The following is a 23,337-nucleotide window of genomic DNA, read 5'->3' as shown; positions in this document are numbered from 1 at the left end:
CCTTCATGAGCAAATACTGGAGTCCCCTTGTACGCGAGCTCAAGCCCTACGTGCCCGGCGAGCAGCCCAAAATGCAGCGGCTGGTGAAGCTCAATACCAACGAAAACCCCTACGGACCGTCACCGCGGGTGCTTGAAGCCATCCGTGAGCAGCTCGATGAGGGCCTCAAGCTGTATCCGGACCCCGAGAGCGAACACCTGCGGGAGGTCATCGCCCGATACTATGGCGTTGCCGCCAATCAGGTGTTCGTGGGTAACGGCTCCGACGAAGTGCTGGCCCATATCTTTCACGGGCTGCTCAAGCAGGACAGACCGATTCTGTTCCCGGACATCACCTACAGCTTCTACCCGGTCTACTGCGGCCTGTACGGGGTGGAAAGCCGTCCGGTGCCCCTCGACGAGAATTTCAGGATTCGTCCGGAGGACTATGACCAGCCAAACGGCGGCATTATCTTCCCGAACCCCAATGCGCCCACCGGTTGCTGCCTTTCACTGAAGGAGGTGGAGCGCATCGTCGGAGGCAACCCGGACAGCGTTGTGGTTGTGGATGAGGCCTATGTGGATTTCGGGGGAGAGACAGCGGTTGCCCTGGTGGACCGTTACCCCAATCTCCTGGTCAGCCAGACCCTCTCGAAAGCCCGCTCCCTGGCGGGCCTCAGGGTCGGCCTGGCGATTGGTCACAAGGACCTCATCGAGGCCCTGAACCGGGTCAAGAACAGCTTTAATTCCTACCCACTGGACCGCCTCGCCCAGGCGGGCGCTGCCGCCGCCTTCGAGGATGACGCCTGGTTCCAGGAGACCCGGCAGCGCGTGATCGACGAGCGGGAGCGAGTGACTGCAGGGCTCGCAGAGCGGGGTTTCGACGTCCTGCCATCCGCCGCCAATTTCGTGTTCTGCCAGCACCGTGAGCACAAGGGCGCAGCACTGGCCCAGGCACTACGAGAGCAGGGCATCATCGTCCGCCATTTCGACAAGCCCCGGATCGACAACTTCCTGCGGATCACCATCGGCACGCCGGAGCAGAACAACGAGTTATTGATCGCCCTGGGAACCCTCCTCCAGGCAACCTGAGCCACACCACCCCCTGTAGGAGCCAGCCTGCTGGCGAGGAGGGCAGCACTAAGGCCCGGAGTCCACCTCCTCACTGCCAGGCCAGCTCCTACAGTCGCGGGGACCCGCCAGCCCGGAGATCCCCACCCTGTAGGAGCCAGCCTGCTGGCGAAGAGGCCAGCGCCAAGGCCCGGAGTCCCCCTCCTCGCTGGCAGGCCAGCTCCTACAGTCGCGGGTACCCGCCAGCCTGGAGGTCCCACCCTGTAGGAGCCAGCCTGCTGGCGAGGAGGGCAGCACCAGGGCCCAGAGTCCACCTCCTCGCTGGCAGGCCAGCTCCTACAGTCACGGGTACCCGCCAGCCTGAAGGCCGCACCCTGTAGGAGCCAGCCTGCTGGCGAAGAGGACAGCGCCAGGGCCCGGAGTCCCCCTCCTCGCTGGCAGGCCAGCTCCTACAGGTTGTGGGGGGCTCTCCGGTTTCAGGTACAATTTGTGGCTCAAATCATCTGAACCACAGGAGAACTCCGATGCCAAGTCGCGCCGAGCTGATCCGGAAGCTGGAAGAATGGCTCACCCCAGAAAATTTCCAGGATTACTGCCCGAACGGTCTGCAGGTGGAAGGCAAGGATGAGGTGCGCACCCTCGTTACCGGCGTCACCGCCTCCCAGGCGCTGCTCGATGCGGCCGTGGAAGCCGGCGCGGATATGGTGCTGGTGCATCACGGGTATTTCTGGAAGGGAGAGCCCCAGGCCGTCGTCGGCATGAAAAAGAAACGCATCGGGACGCTGCTCGCCAACAACATAAGCCTGGTGGCTTATCATCTGCCGCTGGACGATCACCCGGAGTTCGGCAACAACCGTCAGCTGGCGGAAGTGCTGGGAATCCGCAATCCCCGCCCACTTGCCGGATTGCTGTGGGAGGGGGAGCTGGACGAACCCATGACACCGGATGCCTTCTCTGCGTATCTCGGAGACCGCCTCAACCGCCAGCCCCTCCATGTAGGCGCTGGCGCCGAGGAGATCCGGCGCGTGGCCTGGTGCACAGGGGCCGCCCAGGGATATATCACAATGGCTCTGGAAGCCGGGGTGGATGCCTACATCAGCGGAGAAGCCTCGGAGCCCACCACCCACACCGCCCGGGAATGCGGAATCCACTACTACGGCGCCGGGCACCACGCCACCGAGCGCTATGGGGTACAGGCCCTGGGCGAGGCCCTGGCAAAGGAGTTCGGGGTGGAGCACCGCTTTATCGATTGCGATAACCCGGTCTAAGGATGGTTAGCCGCGGAACCCGCGGAAGTACGCGGAAAGAAAAGCGAAAGAAATTAGCCACGGAATCCACGGAAGAACACGGAAGGAAAAGATAAAACAGAGACTGGGATAGCGGGAGCCATCAAACGTATCGCAATGCCCGCAACCCGATTTTTTTCGTTCTTTTTTCCGTGTTCTTCCGTGGATTCCGTGGCTAAATCAGTCTTTTTTATCTTTTCCGCGGGTGCCGCGACAAAAAATCAGGCCTTGGCCTTCTTCTGTTCGTCGCTCAGGCCATAGTCCTCAGCCAGGGTGCCTTTCTCGGCCGGGTCCTTCTTGGGAGCATAGTCCCGCGGCGGCTCGGCGTCGTCGTCCTGGCTACCGTCGGCCAGGCGGGCACGTTTCTTGTCCTGTTCCAGTTCGTTCAGCCATTCATCGTCGTTGGCCAGCCGGTTGGCGCCCCGGGCCATGTGCTGATTGACGTCACTGAAGGCATCGTTGAAGCGACGGAGGAGGTGGGCCGATTCCATGAAATGTTCGTTCACCTGGGCCTGGTAGCGGGTATATTCGCTGCGCAGCTCTTCAACCTGCTGTTCGGCACGGCGCTGGCGCAGGCTACTGCTCTGGCTGGATCGACCAATAAGCAGGCCAATAATAAGTCCTACGGCGAGTGCGGCAACAGCGGCCAGAATCAGGTTTGTCATAGAGTAGTCGTCCTGTCGGAAGTCCATTTGGCTCGGAATGATTATACGTCGAGTATAACCGTTAAAGGCAGGCACTGCCCATGGCCTTCCTCCCCTGCGAAAGTCTTATCCCGGCAAAGCCCCTGAGAACACCCGAAAAATGGCGAACGCCGTCAAAATCAGCGACAATACGCGCCCTGACCAATCACCCCGATGTTGATCACCTGATGAGGGGCAAGCTCTGAATGACACCCTGGGAACGTTACCAGCAAGATCTGCAACGTCCGGATTTTCTGAAGGATTCCGCACAGGAAGACGCGGTACGCCGGCTGCAGGCTCTGTATGACAAACTGGTGGAAGCCGAGAACGAGCGCAACAAGCCGTTGCAGAAACTCAAGCTGAAGGTTCGCAAGGGGCGCGAGGAACCGGTCAAGGGATTGTACTTCTGGGGCGGCGTCGGCCGTGGCAAGACCTACCTCATGGATACCTTCTTCGAATCGCTGCCCTTCGAGCGCAAGATGCGGGTCCATTTCCACCGCTTCATGCAGCGGGTTCACCGGGAACTGAAGGGACTCAAGGGCGAGAAGAATCCCCTTGAGAAAGTGGCTGCCCGGTTTGCCGATGAGGCCCGGGTTATCTGCTTTGACGAGTTCTTCGTGTCCGATATTGGCGATGCCATGATCCTGGCTACGCTGATGGACGGGCTTTTCAGTCGGGGAGTCACCCTGGTGTGCACCTCGAACATCCCGCCGGACGGTCTGTACAAGGACGGCCTCCAGCGGGCGCGCTTCCTGCCTGCCATCGAGCTGGTCAAGAAACACACCGAGGTGGTGAATGTGGACGGCGGGGTGGACTACCGCCTTCGTACCCTGGAGCAGGCCGAACTGTACCATTCACCGTTGGACGAGCAGGCGGACATCAGCCTCCAGCAGAGTTTTGACGCCCTGGCGGTGGAGGCCGGCGCCCACTCCCTGAACCTTGAGATCAATGGCCGCAAGCTGCAGGCAAGGGCCCATGCCGAAGACGTGGTGTGGTTCGAGTTCCGGGAGCTTTGCGATGGCCCCCGGAGCCAGAACGATTACATCGAACTGGCCCGGGAATTTCACGCCATTATCATCTCCAATGTGCCCGTGCTCGGGGGCGACAAGGATGACCAGGCCCGTCGTTTCATCAACATGATCGACGAGTTCTATGACCGTAACGTCAAGGTGATCATTTCCGCCGAGGCGCCCATCACCGGGCTCTACGCCGGAGGGCGCCTGGGCTTCGAGTTTGAACGCACCGAATCCCGGCTGCTCGAGATGCAGTCACAGGAATACCTGGAAGCGCCCCACAAGGCCTGACGGAGGATTACTCCGCCGTTTCCGGGTCCGGGTCGTAGTCGGGCTGCAACCGTTTCTCCGGAGCGGTTGCCAGCTCCATGAGACCCTCCAGGTTGTCACGGCTGACGATGGTTTCCCGGTAACGCTGGTCGTACCAGGGCAGGTTGTTGTAGCGGATCATTTCACGAAGTTCCCGGATGTACTCGTCACCCCGTTCCGAGTAGCTCCCCAGACCGGCGGCGAGCTGGACACCCGTGGGATGCTGCCCCTTGTTCCGCAACTGTTGCCGCAGGTCCCGCAGGGACTGGTAGGCGGGATGACGGTTCAGGTTCTGGATATAGGCCCGTACCGAATGATAGGCGGAGCGAAAGCTGGCCACCTCATAGGAGGCGCCTTCGGGCCGGCCCAGGGGGATCAGGCCGCAGCCCGGTGAAAAACACCACTGGCCGAACAGGTTGTTGCCCTGTTGGGCGAAGCGGGAGGTTCCCCAGGCCGATTCATTGGCGGCCTGGGCCAGCACCAGCGATGGCGGAATGGTGTCCAGACGCTTCAGCAACAACTCGAACATCTCCTCCGTGCCATTGTCCTCATCCACGCGCAGGCGCTCTGCCTGCCGTGCCAGCCATTGCTGGTCCTCTTCCGTCAGGGTGTCACTGGCCTGGAGGTTCTTCAGGTGCTGGCGCTGGAGCAGGATCCGGCTATTGGCCAGCAAAGTGCGGCTGTACAGATAGGCAAAGAAGGCCTCCTTCTTTTCAGTGACGTCGGTGTAGTGATCAAAGTTCGGGAGCCGTTCATTGATCCAGTCCGGCAGATCCGGAAGACTCGCCAGCTCAATGTCATCGTCTTCCGTCGAGACGGTGTAGGGAGGCGGCGTGTAAAGCGCGCCCCAGAGGATGATGGCAACCAGTGGGGCGATCAGGAGGGTACTTCTCAAACCTGCAGACATCGGCTTCCTCGTATTTGGCTGTCAGACGGCGTCAGTCTAACAGCCAGAACGGGAGAGATCTGTATGGGTTTGTTTCAGAAGTAGATTTTCAGGCCGGCCAGGATACCCTCATCCAGGTTGAGATCCCCGCTGGCGCCGTCGATATCGGTGTTGATATAGCGGTAACCGGCGAAGACTTCCGCATTGCGGATCACCCGGTAGCTGGCCCTGACTTCAATGTTGGTGAGGTCGTCGGAATCACCGAAAGACAGGATGCTGGGCGCGTAATGGGCGCTGCCGTAGAAGGACAGGCCCGGAACGGTTGGAATGTTCACCGTACCAAAGCCGCCGATACCGATGGCGCCGCCGTCGAGATTGTCATCGTCGTCCCAGGCCAGGCCGCGGAAACCGATACCGGCGGTGGTGGGCAGGTTGCCGAGGGCGGTGCGGCCCTGGGCGTGGAAGTCACCGTTGAGCAGGTGACGGGAACCCTCGTGGTAGGTGTAACCGGCACCAGCCTGGATATCGGAGCGGCCGTCAAAGAAGTTGACCTGGCCCTTGACGGAGTCGTTGGTCAGGCTGAAATCCGCGTCCGCGGCAAAGGCGGGGGCGGCGAACAGAGTCAGGGTCGCGGCGATGGCAGAAGTCCGTAAAAACATGATGGGGCTACCTCTGGATTGATGATCAGGCGGTAAAAAACCGAATGGATGGCATGTTAACCCCCGGCGCCCGGTCCCTCAACTTAAACTCCGTTTATCCGCTGTCGGTCACGGAGCGATGGCCTCACGACCTTAATGGGTGTCGTGGTGATCAGGGTTTATCAGGTCGTCTTCGGACACGGGCTCCCGGGAGGGGATGCGATAGTCCTCGCTGGCCCACGCCCCCAGGTCGATGAGACGACAGCGATCGGAACAGAAAGGGCGATGGGGATTCTTCTCACTCCACTCCACCGGAGTCTTACAGGTAGGGCAATCGACAAGCATTCAGTATCTCTCAGATTTCAGGTTGGCTTTCAGAACAGTATTGTTCCAGAACCGCCCTCAGCATGTCGATATTTACCGGCTTCGCCACGAACACATCCATGCCGGCCTTGCGGCTGCGTTCCTCGTCCTGCTCCATGGCGCTGGCGGTCAGGGCAATCACCGGGGTATGGTCCAGTCGCCTTGTGACTTCCTCCCGGCGTAGCTGCCGAGTGGCTTCGTAACCATCCAGCTCGGGCATGACGCAGTCCATGAAGACCAGGTCAAAGGGCTGGGCGCGCCACAGCGCCAGTGCCTGGCTGCCGTCCGCCGCGGTGGTTACGTGGCAGCCGAGTTTTTCCAGCAGCCGCTGGGTCAGGGCCCGATTGACAGGATTGTCTTCCGCCAGCAGCACGTCCATGGGTCCGCAGGGAAGGGGCCTGGTCACCGGCAGGGGTGAAACCGGCGCCTGGAGAGAGAAACGGGTCAGGAACCGCCGCTGGCCCTTCTCCGCGTCCTCGAACAGCTGGTTGAGGATGGGAGCCAGCCGGGATTCCCGGAGGGCCTTGCTCAGAAACGCATCCGCACCGGCTTCCCGGAAATGTTCGCCATCGCCCCTCTGGGGGTTGGCGGAGAGCACGAAGATGCGGGTACGGTCCCATTCGGGGTTATTCCTGATTCGCTGGCACAGCAGGTCGCTGTCCATGTCGGGCACAAAGCCGTCCAGGATCACGGCGTCGAAGGGTGTGCCCGACTCCTGGGCGGTGGCCAGTGCCGCCAGCGCTTCCGTACCGGAGCGGGCCGCCTCGATGTCCATGTCCAGCCGCGACAGCATCTCGAGGGTAATCTTGCGGGAGAGGGCGTAGGAGTCCACAACCAGGGCCCGGCGCCCCCGGACCTTGCCGAGGTTGAGGCGGCTACGCGGGGTTTTCTGGGTGGCTTCCGCCAGGGCGAGCTCTACCCAGAAGGTGGAACCTTCCCCGGGGCTACTGTCGACGTCGAGTTGGCCATCCATGAGCCTGACCAGCTGACGGCAGATGGTCAGACCCAGGCCCGCCCCGGTAAGCTGCCGGCGGGCACGGGTATCCAGCTGAACATAGGGCTCGAAGATCAGGGGCAGGTTGGCGGCGCTTATGCCAATGCCGGTATCCTCCACCGAAAGCCGGATTCGGGCGTCGCCATCCTTGTGACCGAGCAATTCGGCACCGACCAGCACATGGCCCGAGTCCGTATACCGGATTGCATTGGACGTAAGGTTCAGGAGTACCTGGCGAATACGGATGGGGTCTCCCACCAGGCACTCCGGCAGGTTGTGATCGACCCGGAGCTCCAGCGCCAGGCCTTTTTCCCGGGCTCTGGGGCCGAGCATGTCGACGAGATCGTTGAGGGTGTCGCGCAGGTTGAACTCGATCCGGTCCAGTTCCAGCTTTCCCGCCTCGATACTGGAGATATCCAGCAGATCATTGATGATGGCGGAGAGACCCTCGGCGGCATGAAGCAGGGTGTCCACGTAGTCGCGCTGTTCCTGGTCCAGCTGGGTGTCGTGCAGCAGGCTGGCGTAACCCAGCACCGATTGCAGTGGAATACGCAGCTCGTGGCTCAGGTTGGCGAGAAACACATTCTTGGCATGGTTGGCGCGGATTGCCTCATCCCTTTCGTCGCTGGACTGCTGGCTGGTGTGGCGGAGGTCGCGGGTCTCTTCCAGGAGCCTCTGGCGCATCTGGTTGAGTGCATGTTCCACCTCGCTGAGTTCGTCCGGCCACCTGGGGGCCTTGCGGTTGAGGCGAAGGGGTTTGGTCAGGGTGTCCAGGTTGAGTTGTACCGCGTAGTCGGCCATGGTTTCCAGGTGGCGTGACAGCATCAGGCGGATGACGAACAGCAGACCCAGAGTGCCGAGCATGACAATGACCGACTGCAACAGCAGCTGGGCGATAGCGCGGTCCCACACAGCCGCCTGCACCTGCTCCGTGGACGACGTAAGCACGAGGCGCCCCACCGGGGGCATGGCGCCGGTTCGCGGGCGCTCCACCACCAGGGGGCGCTCATGGCTGATGACATCGCCTTCCGGATAGACGCCTGTGCTGAACTGGGTACCTGCGGGTGTGATGATCTCTGCATGCTGGATAACGTCAAACGCCCGTAGGTCATCCAGTATGTTTTCCACCTCGGCGAAATTCATCAGCCAGAGCTGCTGACTGAGGTGATCCTCCACGATTTCAGCGGCTTTCAGTTGCTGGGACCGGATCTCGTCCAGGCGGCGGCTGGTTTCACCAGACAGCTGAATCGCTGTGGCCGATACCGCCACCAGAACGCTGAATAACAGCACATAGAGAAGCAGGCGTACAGCCAGGGGGCGCACGCCCAACCTGCGGGTCGGCGCTGTTATAGGTCGAGAAAAAGACAAGGCACTTGATTCCTTGTGATATCAGACTCCATGGGCCAGTCTAGCAGACTGTCAAAATAACAGCACCGGCCTTATCAAACTGGAAACGGACGTTCAGGTCATAAAGATGGGCACCGTAAACCCGGTCTTCATCTGCCCGGCCCCGTCGAAAGGACGGTCTCGGATCGTAACTGGCGATATCCTCGATCAGTCCCCTGAGATCAGGGTAGTCCGCAGCGGGCAGAGCGGCAACCTGGGTCTCCGCCTCCTCTGAAAAGCGGACGGGGAGCCGCTCCGGGGCCTCGTCACCGGCCCAGCCAACGCGGGCATCGGCGATGGCGTCGGCAAAGGGCAGATAGGGTTTGATGTCCAGGATGGGCGTGCCGTCGATCAGGTCATGGTCGCGGATCCGCAGTACCAGCTGCTCATCCCGGTAGGCCAGTCCCTCATTGCGTACCACCGACAGCCCAAGGCTGTTGGGCCGGAACGGTGAGCGGCTGGCGAATACACCAACCTTGCGATTGCCGCCCAGGCGTGGAGGGCGGACCACCGGACGCCACTCGGCCCTTACCGCTTCGTGAAACTGGAAGGTCAGCCAGAGGTGAGTACAGGTCTCCAGGCCCCGGAATGCGTCCTCCCGGTTGAAAGGCGGTTGAATCAACAGATCCGCCCAGGCGTTACGGGTAAGGCCGGGCTGCCTCGGAACCCCGAACTTGTCCCGGAAGCAGGAACGGGTTATCGCAATGGGGGTCAGGGTCAGCGCTTCAACGGCGGGCCTGGAAGGATGACGCGGCACAAGGGCTCCCTAGCGCGACCGGACTTCGCCGGAGAAGAACATTTCAATCCGCAGGATCAGCGACGTGCGGTCCTTGAAGCTATCCTCCCTGGGAAACTCGATGCCGGGAATCACCTCACCATAAAGCCAGTCGTGGTAAAGCCGGTAACGCCAGGTGAGGTCCGCGAACACGCTGGTGGTGCGCCAGTTGGGCTTGCTCTCACCCAGTATTCCCAGGCGGGGATTCAGCTCGGCCCGGTTATTGAGGATCTTGTGAAAATTGAGAACGTGGGAGAGTTCGAACTCGCGATTATCATGCTCCCAGACCGCCTCGGTACTGGCCAGGAAGTCCCAGCCATTGCCCAGTTCCCGGCTCAGGCCGAACCAGGTGGAGGCGCCCCAGCCCTCCTGGTGAAAATAATAGACCCGCTGATCCGCCACCAGGCGCCAGTCCTCATCCAGCTCCCACCGCCCCTTCGCTGTGGCCCGCCAGAAGGCGTCCGGGGGAAAACGAAGCCGGGCACCGATATCGTTGCTCAGGTTGACCGTGTCGGACAACGAGGCAAGCCAGCGCAGTGCCCCGGTCGCGGTGCCGTCCGAGCGCTGGTCATCGGTCAGCTGCCGGTCCCGGCGACGCTCCCCCAGGGGGATCAGTTCATCACTCTGGCTTTCCACAACCACCCGCAACTTCTCTTCCGCCGTGGGCAGGTCCAGCTTGAACCGGGCTTCCGGCTCCAGGCTCGCCAGCTCTCCTGTCCTTGCTTCGGCCGCGAAGCCGATGCGGAGATAGCTCTGGTTGTTGGGCATGGCCCTGGGGTTGCCGGACAGGCTGCGGTCCGCCCAGGCCCCAAGGGCCTGGATGCGCTGGGACTGCGCATGCTCCTGCCCGATCACCCAGTTGGAGAAGCTCATCCAGTAGGAATCCCGGGGCTCAAGCCAGTATTCCTCCGGCTCAAACGTGAAAAAGTCCGCAGGCAGGCGCTCCAGCGACAGCTCGTCCCTGAGAGACGGTTGCGCAGAGGCCGAAATTGGAAGGGCGAGCAGTGCCACGGGCAGAAGCCAGTAACGGAATATCCCGGCTTTTGAATACTCTGACAGGTGGAGGTTCAAGCGTCAGTCCCAGTCCTTGTCCTGCAGCTTCAGGTGCAGTTCCCTGACCACGTCGCGGACCTGGTCCAGTGGCCGATCGTTATCGATCACGTAGTCAGCCCGCTCCAGACGGTGCTCCCTGGGCATCTGGGCGGCAATGATGCGCTCGACCTGATCCCTGGGATTGTCGTCCCGCTCCATGGCCCGCTCAATCTGGGTTTCGACCGGAACGTCCACCACAATCACCTTCCGGGCCAGGGTGTACTGGTCGGTTTCCAGCAAGAGGGGGGAGACCAGCAGCACGTAGGGCAGGTCGTAGTCCTCCGGTTGAAGCTGCCGCGCCAGCTCGTCCCGGATGGTCGGGTGCAACAGGCTCTCAAGCCACTCCCTTTCATGGGGATCTCGGAACACAATGGTGCGCAATGCGGCCCGGTCCAGCGAACCGTCTTCCTGCAGAATCTCCTGGCCAAAATGTTCGGCGATCTTCTCCAGACCCGGCGTGCCAGGCTCAACCACCTCCCGCGCCACAATATCCGCGTCCACCCAATGCACACCCAGATCGCCAAACATCTTCGCAACCGTGGACTTGCCGCTACCAATCCCGCCGGTCAGGCCAATTACCACCGGATTCTCCATGAATACCCTCTTTATTATTTGGCCGCGGAATCCGCGGAAGTACGCGGAAAGAAAGGATTAAGGATAGCCACGGAATCCACGGAAAACACGGAAAACACGGAAAACACGGAAGAAAAGACCAACAGAAAAGAATGGGTTGCGGGTGCCATCAAAAGTTCGGGTTTCCCGCAGCCCGTTATTTTTCCGTGTCCTTCCGTGGGTTCCGTGGCTAAAATCGTCTCTGTCTTTTCCGCGTACTTCCGCCGATTCCGCGGCAAAAAAGTGTTAAACCCCAAGCCACGCATACCAGCCGGCTAGTATTTCATCCCCGAACCACAGGGACAAGAGGCCGGCGGCGGCCAGGTAGGGGCCGAAGGGGATGGGTACTTCCCGGCCGTGGCGGCGGAAGACCATCAGGCTGATGCCGACAATGGCGCCCACCAGGGAGGAAAGAAGGATCACGGCAGGCAGGAGTTGCCAGCCCAGCCAGGCACCCAGGGCCGCCAGCAGCTTGAAGTCACCGTACCCCATGCCTTCCTTGCCGGTGACAAGTTTGAACAGCCAGTACACGGACCACAGCGACAGGTAACCCGCCACCGCGCCCCAGAAGGCACTGGTAAAGTCCGTGATAGTGCCGAAGTAGTTGAGTACCAGCCCGAGCCACAGCAACGGCAGGGTGATGTTGTCGGGTAACAGCTGGGTATCGAAGTCGATCATGGTGAGGGCAATCAATGCCCAGACCAGCACCAGGGCCCAGAGAGTTCCAACATCGGGGCCAAGCAACCAGACGGTGATCAATGAAAAAAGCGCCGTAACCGTTTCAATCAGCGGGTAGCGGGCGGATATCGGGGACTTGCAGTTACTGCACTTGCCACGGAGAAGCAGGTAGCTGACAACCGGAATGTTCTCCCAGGGCCGGATACGGTGGCCGCAGGAGGGGCAGGTGGACGCAGGCTTCGATAGGGTGATGGCCTCTTCAGTGCTACGTCCCTTCTCAGGAATAGCGAGGAAATCCTCACACTGGCATCGCCACTCCTGCTGCATCATCTTCGGTAGCCGGAGAATGACAACGTTCAGGAAACTGCCGATGCAGAGGGAAACAAACAGGACCACAAGGTAGAGAAGCCAGGGGGTGCCCAACAGGGTGTCGAGAAATGCCATCAATTACCTATGTATCTGGGGGCGAAAAACTGTAGGAGCCAGCCTGCTGGCGAGGAGGGTGGCTTCGAGGCCGCAGTCCACCACCTCGCTGGCAGGCCAGCTCCTACAGGTAGTGATCATTCCAGCGCTGATCAACCAACGACGTTGCCCATCTGGAAGATCGGCAGGTACATGGCAATAATAAGGCCGCCCACCAGCACACCCAGCACGGCCATGATCATTGGCTCCATCAGTGCGGTAAGGTTGTCCACCATGTCGTCCACCACGGCTTCATAATGGTCGGCAACTTTCTCCAGCATCTCATCGAGGTTGCCGGACTCCTCGCCAATGGCGGTTAGCTGGACAGCCATGACCGGGAAGACATCCGTCTGTTTCATGGCAGCCTGTAACTGAACGCCTGCGGACACTTCATCCTTGATCTTCATGATGGCATCCCGGTAAATCGCGTTGCCAGTCGCACCAGCGACCGAGTCCAAGGCATCGACCAGTGGTACGCCTGACGCGAAAGTTGTGGAAAGGACACGACCGAATTTCGCCACTGCGGACTTGTCTATAATTTCACCGACAATAGGCAGCTTGAGGACGTACTTGTCCACCAGATCAGAGAATTTCTGAGATCGCCTTTTGGCTTCCTTGAAAAGGTAAATGGTTCCTACAATGGCAATGAGTACCACAAACCACCAACTTTGCATCCATTCGGATAATTGCACCACCATCTGCGTAAATACAGGAAGTTCGGCCCCAAAGCCCTGGAACAGGCTTTCGAACTGAGGTACCACCTTTACCAGAAGTATCGCGGTAACAATAATAGCTACCACGACAACCGCGATTGGGTAGGTCATGGCCTTCTTGACCTTTTTCTTGAGCAGTTCCGTTTTCTCAAGATAGGTGGCAATCCGATCAAGCATCTGCTCCAGGGCACCGGCCTTCTCGCCGGATTCCACCAGGTTGCAGTAAAGGTCGTCAAAATGCTTTGGGTGACGCTTGAGGGCTCCCGCAAAACTGGTGCCCGAGGCCACGTCATTACGAATGGACATGACCAGTTCCTGAAGGCCCTTGTTCTCAAGGCCATCCGCGACGATGTCAAAGCTCTGAACCAGCGGCACGCCCGCCTTCATCATCGTGGCCAGTTGCCGGGTGAACATGGCGATGTCGAAAGGCGTGATTTTCTTACTGCCGCCAAACAGGGGCTTGGGCTTTTTCTTGACCTTGCTGGGCATGATGCCCTGCTTTCGCAACTGGGCCTTCACCAGGGCGAGATTGGTACCGGACACCTCTCCCTTGGTTTTGTTGCCTTTACGGTCCTTACCTTCCCAGACATACGCCTGAAGCTTTTCTGAGCTGTTTGCCGTTGCCATACTTGCTTAATCCTTCGTCACGCGGTTGGCTTCCTCAAGACTGGTCATCCCGTCCATTACCTTGCGAAGGGCGGACTGACGCAGGTTGCGGAAACCTTCTTTCTGGGCCTCGCGGGCGATCTGGAGGGAGCTTGCCTCCTCCATGATCATGTTGGCCAGGGATTCGGTGATCTTCACCACCTCGTATATGCCCACGCGGCCCTTATAGCCTCCACTGCATTTATCACAGCCCTTAGGTGTGAACAACGTGAAGCCTGTTTCAATTTGTTCTTCTGTGAACCCCTCCTTCAAAAGGGTCTCTCTGGGCACCTCTAAAGGTTGCTTGCAGCTACAGAGGCGCCGGGCCAGGCGCTGGGCGATGATCAGGCTGACCGAGGTGGCAATGTTGAAGGAGGGGACCCCCATGTTCATCATCCGGGTCAGGGTTTCCGCCGCACTGTTGGTGTGCAGTGTGGAAAGCACCAGGTGCCCGGTCTGGGCCGCCTTGATGGCAATGTTGGCGGTTTCCAGATCCCGGATCTCGCCCACCATGATCACGTCAGGATCCTGGCGGAGGAAGGCCCTCAGAGCCTCGGCAAAGCCGAGTCCCACCTTGTTGTTCACGTTGACCTGGTTGATGCCTTCCAGGTTGATCTCGGCCGGATCTTCCGCCGTGGAAATGTTGATCTCGGCGGTGTTGAGAATGTTCAGGCCGGTGTAAAGGGAGACCGTCTTGCCCGAACCGGTGGGACCGGTGACCAGAATCATGCCCTGAGGCTGTTTCAGGGCGTCCATGTACAGTTCTTTCTGGTCTTCCTCATAGCCCAGCACATCAATGCCCATCTGGGCCTGGCTGGGATCCAGAATCCGGAGCACGATCTTCTCGCCCCACAGGGTGGGCAGGGTGTTAACACGAAAGTCGATGGCCTTTGTCTTGGACAGCTTCATCTTGATCCGGCCGTCCTGGGGTACGCGACGCTCGGAAATGTCCAATTGAGACATGATCTTGACCCGGGCGGAGATCTTGGGGGCCAGCTTGATAGAGGGCCTGGAGACTTCCTTAAGAATGCCATCTGTGCGGTAGCGGACCCGGTATGTCTTCTCATAGGGTTCAAAGTGGACGTCCGAGGCACCGCCGCGAATGGCATCGAGGAGTACCTTGTTCACGTACTTGACGATGGGGGCGTCATCCACATCCGTCGTGCTGACGACGCTGTCGTCTTCGTCCTGATCGCCGCCTTCCGTTTCCACGCCTTCCAGGTCAGCATCATCAAGATTGCCCATGGAGTCGTCGTGTGACTCGAGGTACTTGTCGATGGCGGTGCGAAGCGCCGCGTCATCCACGAGGATCGCATCGGTGCTCAGCCCGGTATTGAATTTTATCTCATCCAGCGCCTGGATGTTGGTGGGGTCCGAAACGGCAATAAACAGACGATTTCCACGCTTGTAGAGCGGCAGCGCATTGTGTTTTCGAACGAGCTTCTCATCGACCAGATTTTCCGGAAGCATTTCCGGCAGGAAGCTGCTCAGGTCCAGAACCGAGACGCCAAACTCCATGGCAGCGGCGAACGCCAGCTTCTGACTGTTCGCCAGATTGTTCTGCACCAGGTAGGTAATAAGCGGAATCCGGTTGTTGGCCGCCTGAAGGTAGGCGTCCTTGGCGACCGCCTCTTCCAGCAGGCCATCTTCCACAAAACGCCGGGCCAGGCCGGTGAGGGTCACATTGCTTTTGTTGGTTGCCATAGACATTGAACTTTTGTCGGTAAAGCACTGACAGGACGGGAATGGACCTGCGGTGACTGAATGACAGTGAGTTTAGATGGACCAAGTATGATTGGAAAGACTCCTTATTGACCATTTGTGTCACTCAGGCATGTGACTGTCATCGCAGAGTGACGCTGAGGGTCATTGGTCGACCGGATGCGTCATGAAAATGCCGGGCTCTCGCGCCCTTCTTTGGATCAGGGCCAAATCCGTACCGAACTGAAAACAAAGGTTAAATTAGGTTATCACGTAAGTTGGCACGATCACTGCAATGAGTTCGGCAGGCTCACACCGGTTCGGGGGCAGCGCTCCACCGGCCCCGGGGCCAGTCGAAAGCAAATCGAAAAAACACACAGAGGTTGTGACATGAAGAACATTCAGATGAACCACGCTCAGAAGGGTTTTACCCTGATCGAACTGATGATCGTTGTAGCGATCATCGGTATTCTGGCTGCCGTAGCCATCCCGCAGTACCAGAATTACGTTTCCAAGTCCCAGGTAACTCGTGTGATGCAGGAGACGGGTGCTCTGAAAACCGTGATTGAAACCTGTCTGCTGGACGGCCTCACTGCTGCGGGCGAGTGTGATCTTGGTTGGACCAACAGCAACCTGATCGGTGCAACTTCATATGCCCCCCAAACGGGACTGGCCGTAGAAATCGCAACAACCAATACTGAAAACAGCACTATCGAGGCTACGTTTGGAGGTAACGCGAGTGCAGCTGTTGCAAGCCAGACCCTGACCTGGACTCGTACCCCGGCCGGTGTGTGGAGCTGTGCAACAACTGTAGAAGCTAAGTATCAGCCGACTGGTTGTTCTGGTACCGGCTCTTAAGATCTCTAGCTGCTCTATAGCAAAAGCGAATCGCGTGAGCGGTTCGCTTTTTTTTTTGGACTGAGAGAACAGCCAGAAAATACTTGAGCTTTTATCTTGTTAATGGCTGGCGACTTCGAGTGAGCTTTTTGGCTAAAGTGCAATGGGAACCGCAAAGCGACTACCTGTTTCGTTTCTTCTAATGCTTCTGGGCATAATCTGTCTGTCCTTGGCTCTGCATTACTGGCTTTCCGACCGCAATGCAGTCATGCGGGCACTGTTTACAGTTCAGGCTCCAATCGCAAGACTGAGCGCCAAATGCTCCGAAGGCGCACCTGACTGGCTGGGTGAAATGACGTCCCATGGCATCGTCCGTCTGAAAGCCTTGTCAACGCAGGTGGCGTTTGTTGATGAGCAAGGCAAACTGTCCCATTGTGAAACCGGCTGGAAGTCGACCATGCTCTTGTCAGAAATGGTCGACCAAGACACGCGCTTCAGGTATGGGAGTCTTACCAAGCCGATTACCGCAGCAAAGGTTTTGGATCTGGTAAAAGAAGAGAAGTTGACGTTGCAAAGCGCACTGGACGATCTGTTCTCCATGCCAGAGGGTACGGGAAGCGTCGGCGATGTCACGGTCGGACAGTTGTTGAGCCACAGGTCTGGCATAAGGGGACAGATATTTGTTAACAATATGACGCCCGTTTGCCCGTACGCTCTTTCCGATCTGATTTCCTCTGGGAATGTCGGCTCTGTTGGGGATTTCCAATATTCCAATTTAGGCTATTGTATTCTGGGCGAAGTTATCGCGGTGGCGACTGGGCGCTCTTACCGCTCAGCAGTGGAGTCCAGCTATTATCTGTCGGAGAGAAATATCGGTTACGTACAGTACGATGAAGCTGTTGATGAGGTTGAAAGAGATTTTAGATTCAACGATTTCTATGGTCGTAACCTTAAGGGGCGATTCGATTACGACGCCATTTCATCCACAGCAGGAATGAGCGGTAGTGCATCTGCCTATGCGCTATTATTGCGGGACTTGATAAAGGGGGCAGCTCCAGATTTTTTTTACAGCGGCGATTGTGATAGCAGCGTTTTCAAGAAATGTTATGGCTACGCCTTCTACGAATACTCACCTGTAAGCGAAAAAGCTTACCAGATAAAGGAAGGCTATTTACCAGGAGCCTCTGGTGTGGCGGTGATTAACGAAAACCGAGAGATTTTCGTATGGCTGGGGAATTCGGATACAGATAATGCAGCCGCGGGCCAGAATATGAAAGGGTTTCTGGCTGAGTTGGCGAAGACTCGGTTTTAGCACGAAGCAGGGCCGCGCAGGAGCTGACAGGAAATTCGCCCTGGATAGAACGGACTAAAACAGAGCGAATTGTTAGTGGTAGTGCTATGGATTTTCCGGCTTGGTTTTTCGACCTTTTCCAATTTTAGGGGAATCAAAAATCACCAAAAAGATGGTAGATTACATAAAAATACGCCTACTCTAGCTTGGATTTTTTGGCAGTAAAAACGATTGTGTAAATCCTACAGGGAAAATTTCTGCTCATTATGCATACTTCTTGAAGCGAGAAATGCCAGATTATGGAATCAGCTCCTCAGTTTTCAAAACGTATAGTAACTGAACGCCTCGCGTTTCCAATAATTTCTGTTATATTTTTGTCGCTTCTCTACGCGCTGTTTGTCGATTTTCTTCCAGTCATATCCGGCGCATACGCAGACCGCCGGCTTATGCTCTGCTTTCTTTTACTCATGAGCGTTATCATTTGCCTTTGGTGCCTTGTCTATGATGGTTTGTCCGGCGCTCACTGCTTAACGCTGTGGCCGTTTGCCCCGCTCACGCTTTGCCTCATGTTCTTTGCTTTCCAGAGTTCTACTACTGCTTTCGCCGCAGTTGAGGCAATATTTTATGCGCTCTTTTTTGTTTCGTTCGGCCTCACAGGCTATTGTATTCGGAAGGCAGGGCTGTTGAACCTGACAGTTGAAGTTCTTGTGTTCGCGATTGGGGTTGCCTGTTTTTTCTATAGCGCAATGACGGTGACAGTTTATCTGTTTGCGGTTGCCGATGATTTTTCCGGGCTGGATCAGGTCATTCCGTGGGGGTTCGTCAATATCCGCTATTGGAGTCATTTGGCTACCTGGTTTCTCCCTCTGTTGCCTTTGGCTGCTCTTGTCATCCCTTTCCGAACAAATCGCTTGTGGATTCCGGGAATGGCGGTTACCGCCGCTATCTGGTGGTGGATCGTGTTTCTGTCGGGATCCCGGGGTACAATGGTTGGGCTCGCAACCGCAGTGATAATTATTTTGTTGGTTTTTGGACGAGCCTTCCTACCCTGGTTCAAGACCTTTTTTCGGTATTTTGTCTTCGGTGTAGCCACATGGCTTTTGTTGTCCGTAATTATTCCTTCAGTGGTGTTCGGTGAACTTCAGATAAGAAATTTGAGGACCGACTCCTCCGGGCGAATGCCACTCTGGCAGGAAGCCTGGACAATGAGCCTGCAGAAATTTCCCTTTGGGATGGGCCCTCAATCATGGCTAACCCACGACATCTTGACCGATAGTTACCAGGGCTCGAAGAAGGTTGGGCACCCTCACAATATGTACCTGATGTGGGCAGCCGAGTATGGCTGGTTGACTCTGGTGGCTATGGCGTTGCCGGCGATTGTCGGATTCCGGAGATTGCTGGCGGCGCGGACTCAGGTGGCCCAGCATTCTAAGCCTCATCTGCTGTGCCTAATTGGTATTTCCGCCTCTGTGCTGGCCGCCCTCATACATGCTGCCGTATCAGCTGTTTTCATTGCTCCTGCCTCAATGCTGGCTGGCTTTCTTATTCTCTCCATGTTCTGGGCGTTGACGTCTCAGTATTCACTGGCTTTACCAGCAATCTCCAAAGGGGTTGGATGGGTGGGTCGGGGTGTTGGGGTCGTGCTGATACTAATAGTCGCTGGAGGAGGAGGCTGGTGGCTGATGGAAGTATGGCGGTACCACAATGCGATGATAATCGACACTGCTTACTACGAGGAGCATATTGAACTTGGAAGGGTGCCACGATTCTGGGCTCACGGTAACTACCCCCGACATCCGTCACTTATGCCGCCATTAAATGATAGCCCGGATTGAAGCTCCAGCTGAGGGTTAATGGGAAAACTTAAGCCAGTTGGCCTGATTTTAGCTTTTATGAATTTGTCCATCGAACAACGGGCCACAAATAATGCACTGATCCTCGGGTTTTACGTTGATAGAAAACAAGCAGGGACAGGTAGAAACAAGCAGGGACAGGCGTGAGACAGGGGAGCAGGGACAGGCACCTGCAGGGGAGCAGGGGAGCAGGGACAGGCACCAGCGGAAAAGAAATCGATCTCCGTTCAAACAGGTGTGCGTCAGTGCCAGGTGAGGTCATCAGAACGAATACGGACAGAGTGCCGTTGCTCAGTTTCGAATGTTTTCTGGCCATTTCACCAGATGCCAGCCAAGCGAGTCCCTTGGTGGAGGCCAGTTCGAGGGGTTCTGAACGTGGGAGCAGGGACAAACAGGGGAGCAGGGACAGGCACCAGCCGAAAAGAAACCGATCTCCGTTCAAACAGGTGTGCGTCAGTGCCAAGTGAGGTCATCTGAACGAATACGGACCGAGTGCCGTTGCTCAGTTTCGATTGTTTTCTGGCCATTTCACCAGATGCCAGCCAAGCGAGTTCCCCTGGTGGCGGCCAGTTCGAGGGGTTCTGAACGGGTTATATGAGGTCAGGCCACCGATCGTCGCCGATCCAGATGGGTTCGTTGATTATCCCGATAGCGGTTTTCAAATTCCGTGGCTTCGATAAGCCATTCGTCCGCACCGAGCCCAATCCGTTGCAGGATGGGAGGTTGGTGCTCTGGGATGTGGCCGCGCTTGTCGGGATTGATGATCCGCCCGGTGTAGTCCACCAGTTCCAGGTAGTCAGTGAGGCTTAATAGGATGCCCCGTTGAGGTTCGTCTCTTATGGCGCCCTCGAAATTGAGTAACGGTTTGAGGGGGAGTGGAAACTGATTCAGAAATAGCCGCTCCGTCTGTGCCTGGATAGCGTCCGCGAGATTGAATCGCGGCGCCAGCCGTTCCCTGATGCTGGTGTAGTCCGAGGTTTCGGGGGTTTCCGCTATAGCGGCACGAACGGGATTCAAATCCACGTAAGCCATGCAGCTCAGTAGTGCCTGTTCGGAGACCAGGGCCTGAGATTTGAAGCGGCTTTCCCACCAATTTGACTGGACCAAATTGGAACAGCCGAAGGCTGGCCCCGAAGGGGTGACGGCCAGGGAAGGCTGTCATAAAAGTGCCCTGTGCACCCATCTTCCCGGTTTGCTTCGCGGGCAATCGACTCGTTCAGGCACTTCATAAACCAGCTCAGGTCAGTCAGCCGCTGCCGGTAAACGCTCACCACTTGTTTGACAAATAGCTGCTCTGCCTCGTGCGGGGCCTTCCCGGCCCGGTGGCGTTGGATTAGTGCTGGCCCTTTAAAGAGACTGGTCCAGCGCTCCAGCACCTCGTCATCGCTCCATGCATCGGCTTGTTCGGGGCAGAGTTTGACCACCAGATGGTAATGGTTGGACATGACCGCATAGGCGCAAAGGTCAATGGTGAAGATAGATGACAGGAGTCGGATACGCTGTTCGATCCAATGTCGGCGGTGCTCGTAGCTTTGCCCAGTCTGATGATCGATGCCACACAAAAAGGTGCGACGTACGCAGCGCGATACCACATGGTAGTAGGGTGTCTCGGAAACGGAGATGAGCTGTTCTCGGGGGCGAGTCATGCTGGTCCTTAGCGCGTCGCGTTCTGGCCGTATAAAGCCACAGTGCCCGGAAGCCTTCAAGTGTCTTGTTTCACGTCAGTCGGATGAGTGAGTTCGTTCGTGAGAACCAGGGTATTACCTCAGATACGGCTCTCCGTCGGCCCTGTTTCTTAACCAGTGAGTGTTAGCGTTTCTGGCTGAACCTGTAAATGGAGTAAGTGCTGCACAGAGCTCCCGATAAAAACCGGATCGGATCCTCTTTATGTATGGCGCGCCTTTTGCCTGACTAAATTCAGTCAACGCGAATCACTCAGGCAGGGGAGCAGGAATAATGGGGAACAGAATGGCTGGATTCACCCTGATCGAACTGATGATCACGGTCGCAATCATCGGAATTCTCGCGGTCGTCGCCATACCGGTATATCAGTCCTATGTCCCGAAAACCCAGCTGACCCGAACCGTCGCCGAGCTGAACAGCTACCGGGCGCCGGTGGAAGACTCGGTCAGTAACAACCGGGGAACGACCAATGAGATCCTTGGTTTCCAGCCCACCGAGCTCATTATCGAAACTGTGGCAGATCCTATCGCCACTCTGAATGCTGACGGATCCGGTCACCTGAGGGTGACCCTAGGGGGCAAAGCCCATCCCAGAGTGTCAGGCGTCGTGATTTCGTTAGAAAGAACCGCTGCCGGTGCCTGGGAGTGCGTGATCGACAATTCCGCTAACTCGACCGGCTGGCAGGGCAGCTTCCTGCCTCGGGGCTGTCGTCTGTAAAATGGGGTAGAACCCGATCCGGCTGCCGGCGTTTCAAACTGTAGCTATCTGGCGCTCAAACAGCAGAGCACAAATGAGTTCCGGCTCAGCGCATATCTCATTCGTCCCCCAGGGCCTCCAGCTCGTCGACAAAAGGCCGCACCGCCTGTTTGTCCGCCTCCGGCACGTTCTGTGCTGCCTCCATGCCAGACATCGCGGCTGACATCCTCTGGCGCATCTCGGCCTTTTGAGCATCGCTGATATTGGGGTTGTTCTCCACTTCCGCCAGGGCCTGCTCCATCTCTCGAGCGCTTTTGGCCGCCTGACCGCCCATCTCCAGTGCGACCAGGGCTGCGTAAATGCGGTCGCCGGTTCTGCCCCAGCTTTCAAGGCTGTCAAAGCCGTGGTCCACCACAATGTTCTTTAGTTTGCCGCGAATTTGGGGGTTTCTGTCCAGTTTTGCCAGGGAGCTGGAAAACAGGCGGGTCAGGTCTGGCATGTCGTTGTCATCGGCCATGTCCTGCTCGAGTTCGGGGTACTCGTCTCCCAGTGCCTGGGCGGATTCCAGGCTGTCAATAAAAGAGCGGATTTTGCTGTCGGTAAGCGACTCTGCCTGGGCTGTACCGGCCATCACGAGGATGGCTATCACAGCGATGGCGGCGCGGGTCAGCAGCCGGGGGAGGATGAATGGGCGGTGGCTGAGCATCATCGTGAACTCCTTGTCAGTTTGCGTTTGTCGGCGACATCCGAACGTGGGCCGATTGTTGAAGGGCACACAGAAAAACCTAGCATAGTTTCTCTCACCAGCCAGCAAGCCACCACTCAGCTGCTCTTCCGCGCCTCCTTGATCACATCATAGGCATGACTGATCTCCCGCGTACGCTCCTCGGCCAGTTCCCGCATGCTTTCGGGTAACCCTCGCCCGGCCATCTTGTCGGGGTGGTTTTCGCTCATGAGTTTGCGGTAAGCGCGCTTGATTTCGGCATCACTGGCGGAGGGGGAAACCCCCAGGGCCTTGTAGGCATCATTGATCTGCTGGGTTGAGGACGGCTGGCGACCAGCCTGGCCGGTATGAGTGCCCCGGAGCATGGCCTCGAGCTGGTCAACCTGGCTCTCCGGCAGCCCCAGGCCGCGGGCAATTCGCACCAGCATCTCGTGTTCGCTGGGGTGGACCTCGCCGTCGGCGGCCACCGCCGATACCTGAACCTGAAGGAACATCTGCAGGAAGGCCGGCTGTCGCCCGGATTTCTGCACGAAGCGCTGCAGCTCCACGTCCAGGTCAAAATCCGCCGACTTGCCCCGGTTGAAGGCCTGCTTGGCGGTCTCTCTCTGGGCGGTATTCAGGTGAAAGCGATCAAACATCGCCTCCGCCATTTTGATCTCGTCCCGGGTAACCGTGCCGTCGGCCTTGCTGACCGCACCCATCACCGCGAAGACAGACTCAATGAAGCCGGTCTGCAGGTCCTGCAGGCGAGTCACAAGCCGTTTCTTCAGGCGATTGAACAGGAAAGCGCCCAGAGCGGCGCCGATAAGAAGGCCGGGGAACTTACCAATGGCCAGGCCAATAAGCCCCCCCAGAAGGATTGCAAACAGCATGTCGGGGTCCCGAGTAATGAAAAGACCCGCGTACTATACCGTTTCCGGTGGTGTCTTGGCAGGCGTCTTGGGGAGACGTACTGACTAAGCGGGTTC

General features: G+C 57.8%; 22 protein-coding genes. 7 read left to right on the top strand and 15 right to left on the bottom strand.

The window, feature by feature from the left end; genetic code table 11:
• The first annotated feature begins 5 nt into the window (after nt 1–5).
• A complete protein-coding gene (hisC, locus tag BM346_RS05335; RefSeq protein ID WP_092009534.1) occupies nt 6–1,070 on the top strand; it encodes a histidinol-phosphate transaminase in 1,065 nt (354 codons plus the stop codon).
• A 503-nt stretch (nt 1,071–1,573) separates the two neighbouring features.
• A complete protein-coding gene (locus BM346_RS05330) occupies nt 1,574–2,317 on the top strand; it encodes a Nif3-like dinuclear metal center hexameric protein (RefSeq protein ID WP_092009533.1) in 744 nt (247 codons plus the stop codon).
• 239 nt (nt 2,318–2,556) lie between these two features.
• On the opposite strand, the gene BM346_RS05325 is transcribed toward BM346_RS05330, so the two are convergent.
• Nucleotides 2,557–3,000, bottom strand: a complete 444-nt coding sequence (locus BM346_RS05325; RefSeq protein WP_092009531.1) for a Z-ring associated ZapG family protein — start codon at nt 2,998–3,000, stop codon at nt 2,557–2,559.
• A gap of 224 nt (nt 3,001–3,224) precedes the next feature.
• On the opposite strand from BM346_RS05325, the gene zapE reads away from it, so the two are divergent.
• Nucleotides 3,225–4,322 (top strand): cell division protein ZapE, encoded by a 1,098-nt coding sequence (gene zapE / locus BM346_RS05320; protein ID WP_092009529.1) that lies wholly within the window; start codon nt 3,225–3,227, stop codon nt 4,320–4,322.
• Nucleotides 4,323–4,329: 7 nt separating this feature from the next.
• On the opposite strand, the gene BM346_RS05315 is transcribed toward zapE, so the two are convergent.
• The 10 genes from BM346_RS05315 to pilB form a co-directional block, all read right to left on the bottom strand.
• The gene (locus BM346_RS05315; RefSeq protein ID WP_092009527.1) at nt 4,330–5,247 is read right to left on the bottom strand and encodes a glucosaminidase domain-containing protein; all 918 of its coding nucleotides are present in this window, start codon (nt 5,245–5,247) and stop codon (nt 4,330–4,332) included.
• A 74-nt stretch (nt 5,248–5,321) separates the two neighbouring features.
• Nucleotides 5,322–5,885 carry a YfaZ family outer membrane protein gene (locus BM346_RS05310; protein ID WP_227662886.1) on the bottom strand — a complete coding sequence of 188 codons (564 nt, stop codon included), beginning with the start codon at nt 5,883–5,885 and terminating at the stop codon, nt 5,322–5,324.
• A gap of 132 nt (nt 5,886–6,017) precedes the next feature.
• Complete coding sequence (gene yacG / locus BM346_RS05305) at nt 6,018–6,209, bottom strand: DNA gyrase inhibitor YacG (protein WP_092009524.1); 192 nt, start codon at nt 6,207–6,209, stop codon at nt 6,018–6,020.
• 10 nt (nt 6,210–6,219) lie between these two features.
• Nucleotides 6,220–8,589, bottom strand: coding sequence for a response regulator (locus BM346_RS05300; protein ID WP_227662887.1), 2,370 nt, complete (start codon nt 8,587–8,589; stop codon nt 6,220–6,222).
• A 40-nt stretch (nt 8,590–8,629) separates the two neighbouring features.
• On the bottom strand, nt 8,630–9,364 hold the full coding sequence (gene tsaA / locus BM346_RS05295) for a tRNA (N6-threonylcarbamoyladenosine(37)-N6)-methyltransferase TrmO (protein ID WP_092009522.1): 735 nt from the start codon (nt 9,362–9,364) through the stop codon (nt 8,630–8,632).
• 9 nt (nt 9,365–9,373) lie between these two features.
• Entirely contained in the window at nt 9,374–10,453 is a 1,080-nt protein-coding gene (locus tag BM346_RS05290; protein ID WP_227662888.1) for a hypothetical protein, read from the bottom strand.
• Nucleotides 10,454–10,456: 3 nt separating this feature from the next.
• A complete protein-coding gene (gene coaE / locus BM346_RS05285; RefSeq protein ID WP_092009520.1) occupies nt 10,457–11,068 on the bottom strand; it encodes a dephospho-CoA kinase in 612 nt (203 codons plus the stop codon).
• 264 nt (nt 11,069–11,332) lie between these two features.
• The gene (locus tag BM346_RS05280; RefSeq protein WP_092009518.1) at nt 11,333–12,208 is read right to left on the bottom strand and encodes a prepilin peptidase; all 876 of its coding nucleotides are present in this window, start codon (nt 12,206–12,208) and stop codon (nt 11,333–11,335) included.
• A gap of 131 nt (nt 12,209–12,339) precedes the next feature.
• A complete protein-coding gene (locus tag BM346_RS05275; RefSeq protein ID WP_092009516.1) occupies nt 12,340–13,566 on the bottom strand; it encodes a type II secretion system F family protein in 1,227 nt (408 codons plus the stop codon).
• A gap of 6 nt (nt 13,567–13,572) precedes the next feature.
• Nucleotides 13,573–15,288, bottom strand: coding sequence for a type IV-A pilus assembly ATPase PilB (pilB, locus tag BM346_RS05270; protein ID WP_092009514.1), 1,716 nt, complete (start codon nt 15,286–15,288; stop codon nt 13,573–13,575).
• Nucleotides 15,289–15,675: 387 nt separating this feature from the next.
• On the opposite strand from pilB, the gene BM346_RS05265 reads away from it, so the two are divergent.
• The 3 genes from BM346_RS05265 to BM346_RS05255 all read left to right on the top strand — a co-directional run bounded on the left by BM346_RS05265 (nt 15,676) and on the right by BM346_RS05255 (nt 19,248).
• A complete protein-coding gene (locus tag BM346_RS05265; RefSeq protein WP_320083154.1) occupies nt 15,676–16,143 on the top strand; it encodes a pilin in 468 nt (155 codons plus the stop codon).
• A gap of 142 nt (nt 16,144–16,285) precedes the next feature.
• On the top strand, nt 16,286–17,434 hold the full coding sequence (locus BM346_RS05260; protein ID WP_092009512.1) for a serine hydrolase domain-containing protein: 1,149 nt from the start codon (nt 16,286–16,288) through the stop codon (nt 17,432–17,434).
• A gap of 278 nt (nt 17,435–17,712) precedes the next feature.
• Nucleotides 17,713–19,248 carry an O-antigen ligase family protein gene (locus tag BM346_RS05255; protein ID WP_092009511.1) on the top strand — a complete coding sequence of 512 codons (1,536 nt, stop codon included), beginning with the start codon at nt 17,713–17,715 and terminating at the stop codon, nt 19,246–19,248.
• Nucleotides 19,249–19,866: 618 nt separating this feature from the next.
• On the opposite strand, the gene BM346_RS18230 is transcribed toward BM346_RS05255, so the two are convergent.
• Together BM346_RS18230 and BM346_RS18225 are read right to left on the bottom strand one after the other, a co-directional pair.
• Nucleotides 19,867–20,298 carry a hypothetical protein gene (locus BM346_RS18230; RefSeq protein WP_227662889.1) on the bottom strand — a complete coding sequence of 144 codons (432 nt, stop codon included), beginning with the start codon at nt 20,296–20,298 and terminating at the stop codon, nt 19,867–19,869.
• Nucleotides 20,299–20,303: 5 nt separating this feature from the next.
• On the bottom strand, nt 20,304–20,912 hold the full coding sequence (locus BM346_RS18225; RefSeq protein ID WP_227662890.1) for a hypothetical protein: 609 nt from the start codon (nt 20,910–20,912) through the stop codon (nt 20,304–20,306).
• 322 nt (nt 20,913–21,234) lie between these two features.
• On the opposite strand from BM346_RS18225, the gene BM346_RS05245 reads away from it, so the two are divergent.
• Nucleotides 21,235–21,666: a pilin gene (locus BM346_RS05245; protein ID WP_320083156.1), complete on the top strand. Its 432-nt coding sequence runs from the start codon at nt 21,235–21,237 to the stop codon at nt 21,664–21,666.
• A 97-nt stretch (nt 21,667–21,763) separates the two neighbouring features.
• Here BM346_RS05245 and BM346_RS05240 read toward each other — a convergent pair whose 3' ends face one another.
• Nucleotides 21,764–22,354, bottom strand: a complete 591-nt coding sequence (locus BM346_RS05240; RefSeq protein ID WP_227662891.1) for a hypothetical protein — start codon at nt 22,352–22,354, stop codon at nt 21,764–21,766.
• A 113-nt stretch (nt 22,355–22,467) separates the two neighbouring features.
• Nucleotides 22,468–23,241: a co-chaperone DjlA gene (gene djlA / locus BM346_RS05235; RefSeq protein WP_092009507.1), complete on the bottom strand. Its 774-nt coding sequence runs from the start codon at nt 23,239–23,241 to the stop codon at nt 22,468–22,470.
• Between the last annotated feature and the right edge of the window lie 96 nt (nt 23,242–23,337).

The organism is Marinobacter daqiaonensis, from assembly GCF_900115285.1.
Classification (GTDB): Bacteria; Pseudomonadota; Gammaproteobacteria; order Pseudomonadales; family Oleiphilaceae; genus Marinobacter; species Marinobacter daqiaonensis.
This window is presented reverse-complemented; position numbering and strand designations above follow the sequence as displayed.

Excerpts from the sequence above, each read along its gene's own strand:
- hisC (WP_092009534.1), top strand. The coding sequence starts at position 6 with ATGAGCAAATACTGGAGTCCCCTTGTACGCGAGCTCAAGCCCTACGTG.
- BM346_RS05330 (WP_092009533.1), top strand. The coding sequence starts at position 1,574 with ATGCCAAGTCGCGCCGAGCTGATCCGGAAGCTGGAAGAATGGCTCACC.
- BM346_RS05325 (WP_092009531.1), bottom strand. The coding sequence starts at position 3,000 with ATGACAAACCTGATTCTGGCCGCTGTTGCCGCACTCGCCGTAGGACTT.
- zapE (WP_092009529.1), top strand. The coding sequence starts at position 3,225 with ATGACACCCTGGGAACGTTACCAGCAAGATCTGCAACGTCCGGATTTT.
- BM346_RS05315 (WP_092009527.1), bottom strand. The coding sequence starts at position 5,247 with ATGTCTGCAGGTTTGAGAAGTACCCTCCTGATCGCCCCACTGGTTGCC.
- BM346_RS05310 (WP_227662886.1), bottom strand. The coding sequence starts at position 5,885 with ATGTTTTTACGGACTTCTGCCATCGCCGCGACCCTGACTCTGTTCGCC.
- yacG (WP_092009524.1), bottom strand. The coding sequence starts at position 6,209 with ATGCTTGTCGATTGCCCTACCTGTAAGACTCCGGTGGAGTGGAGTGAG.
- coaE (WP_092009520.1), bottom strand. The coding sequence starts at position 11,068 with ATGGAGAATCCGGTGGTAATTGGCCTGACCGGCGGGATTGGTAGCGGC.
- BM346_RS05280 (WP_092009518.1), bottom strand. The coding sequence starts at position 12,208 with ATGGCATTTCTCGACACCCTGTTGGGCACCCCCTGGCTTCTCTACCTT.
- BM346_RS05275 (WP_092009516.1), bottom strand. The coding sequence starts at position 13,566 with ATGGCAACGGCAAACAGCTCAGAAAAGCTTCAGGCGTATGTCTGGGAA.
- pilB (WP_092009514.1), bottom strand. The coding sequence starts at position 15,288 with ATGGCAACCAACAAAAGCAATGTGACCCTCACCGGCCTGGCCCGGCGT.
- BM346_RS05265 (WP_320083154.1), top strand. The coding sequence starts at position 15,676 with ATGAAGAACATTCAGATGAACCACGCTCAGAAGGGTTTTACCCTGATC.
- BM346_RS05260 (WP_092009512.1), top strand. The coding sequence starts at position 16,286 with ATGGGAACCGCAAAGCGACTACCTGTTTCGTTTCTTCTAATGCTTCTG.
- BM346_RS05255 (WP_092009511.1), top strand. The coding sequence starts at position 17,713 with ATGGAATCAGCTCCTCAGTTTTCAAAACGTATAGTAACTGAACGCCTC.
- BM346_RS18230 (WP_227662889.1), bottom strand. The coding sequence starts at position 20,298 with ATGGCTTACGTGGATTTGAATCCCGTTCGTGCCGCTATAGCGGAAACC.
- BM346_RS18225 (WP_227662890.1), bottom strand. The coding sequence starts at position 20,912 with ATGACTCGCCCCCGAGAACAGCTCATCTCCGTTTCCGAGACACCCTAC.
- BM346_RS05245 (WP_320083156.1), top strand. The coding sequence starts at position 21,235 with ATGGCTGGATTCACCCTGATCGAACTGATGATCACGGTCGCAATCATC.
- BM346_RS05240 (WP_227662891.1), bottom strand. The coding sequence starts at position 22,354 with ATGATGCTCAGCCACCGCCCATTCATCCTCCCCCGGCTGCTGACCCGC.
- djlA (WP_092009507.1), bottom strand. The coding sequence starts at position 23,241 with ATGCTGTTTGCAATCCTTCTGGGGGGGCTTATTGGCCTGGCCATTGGT.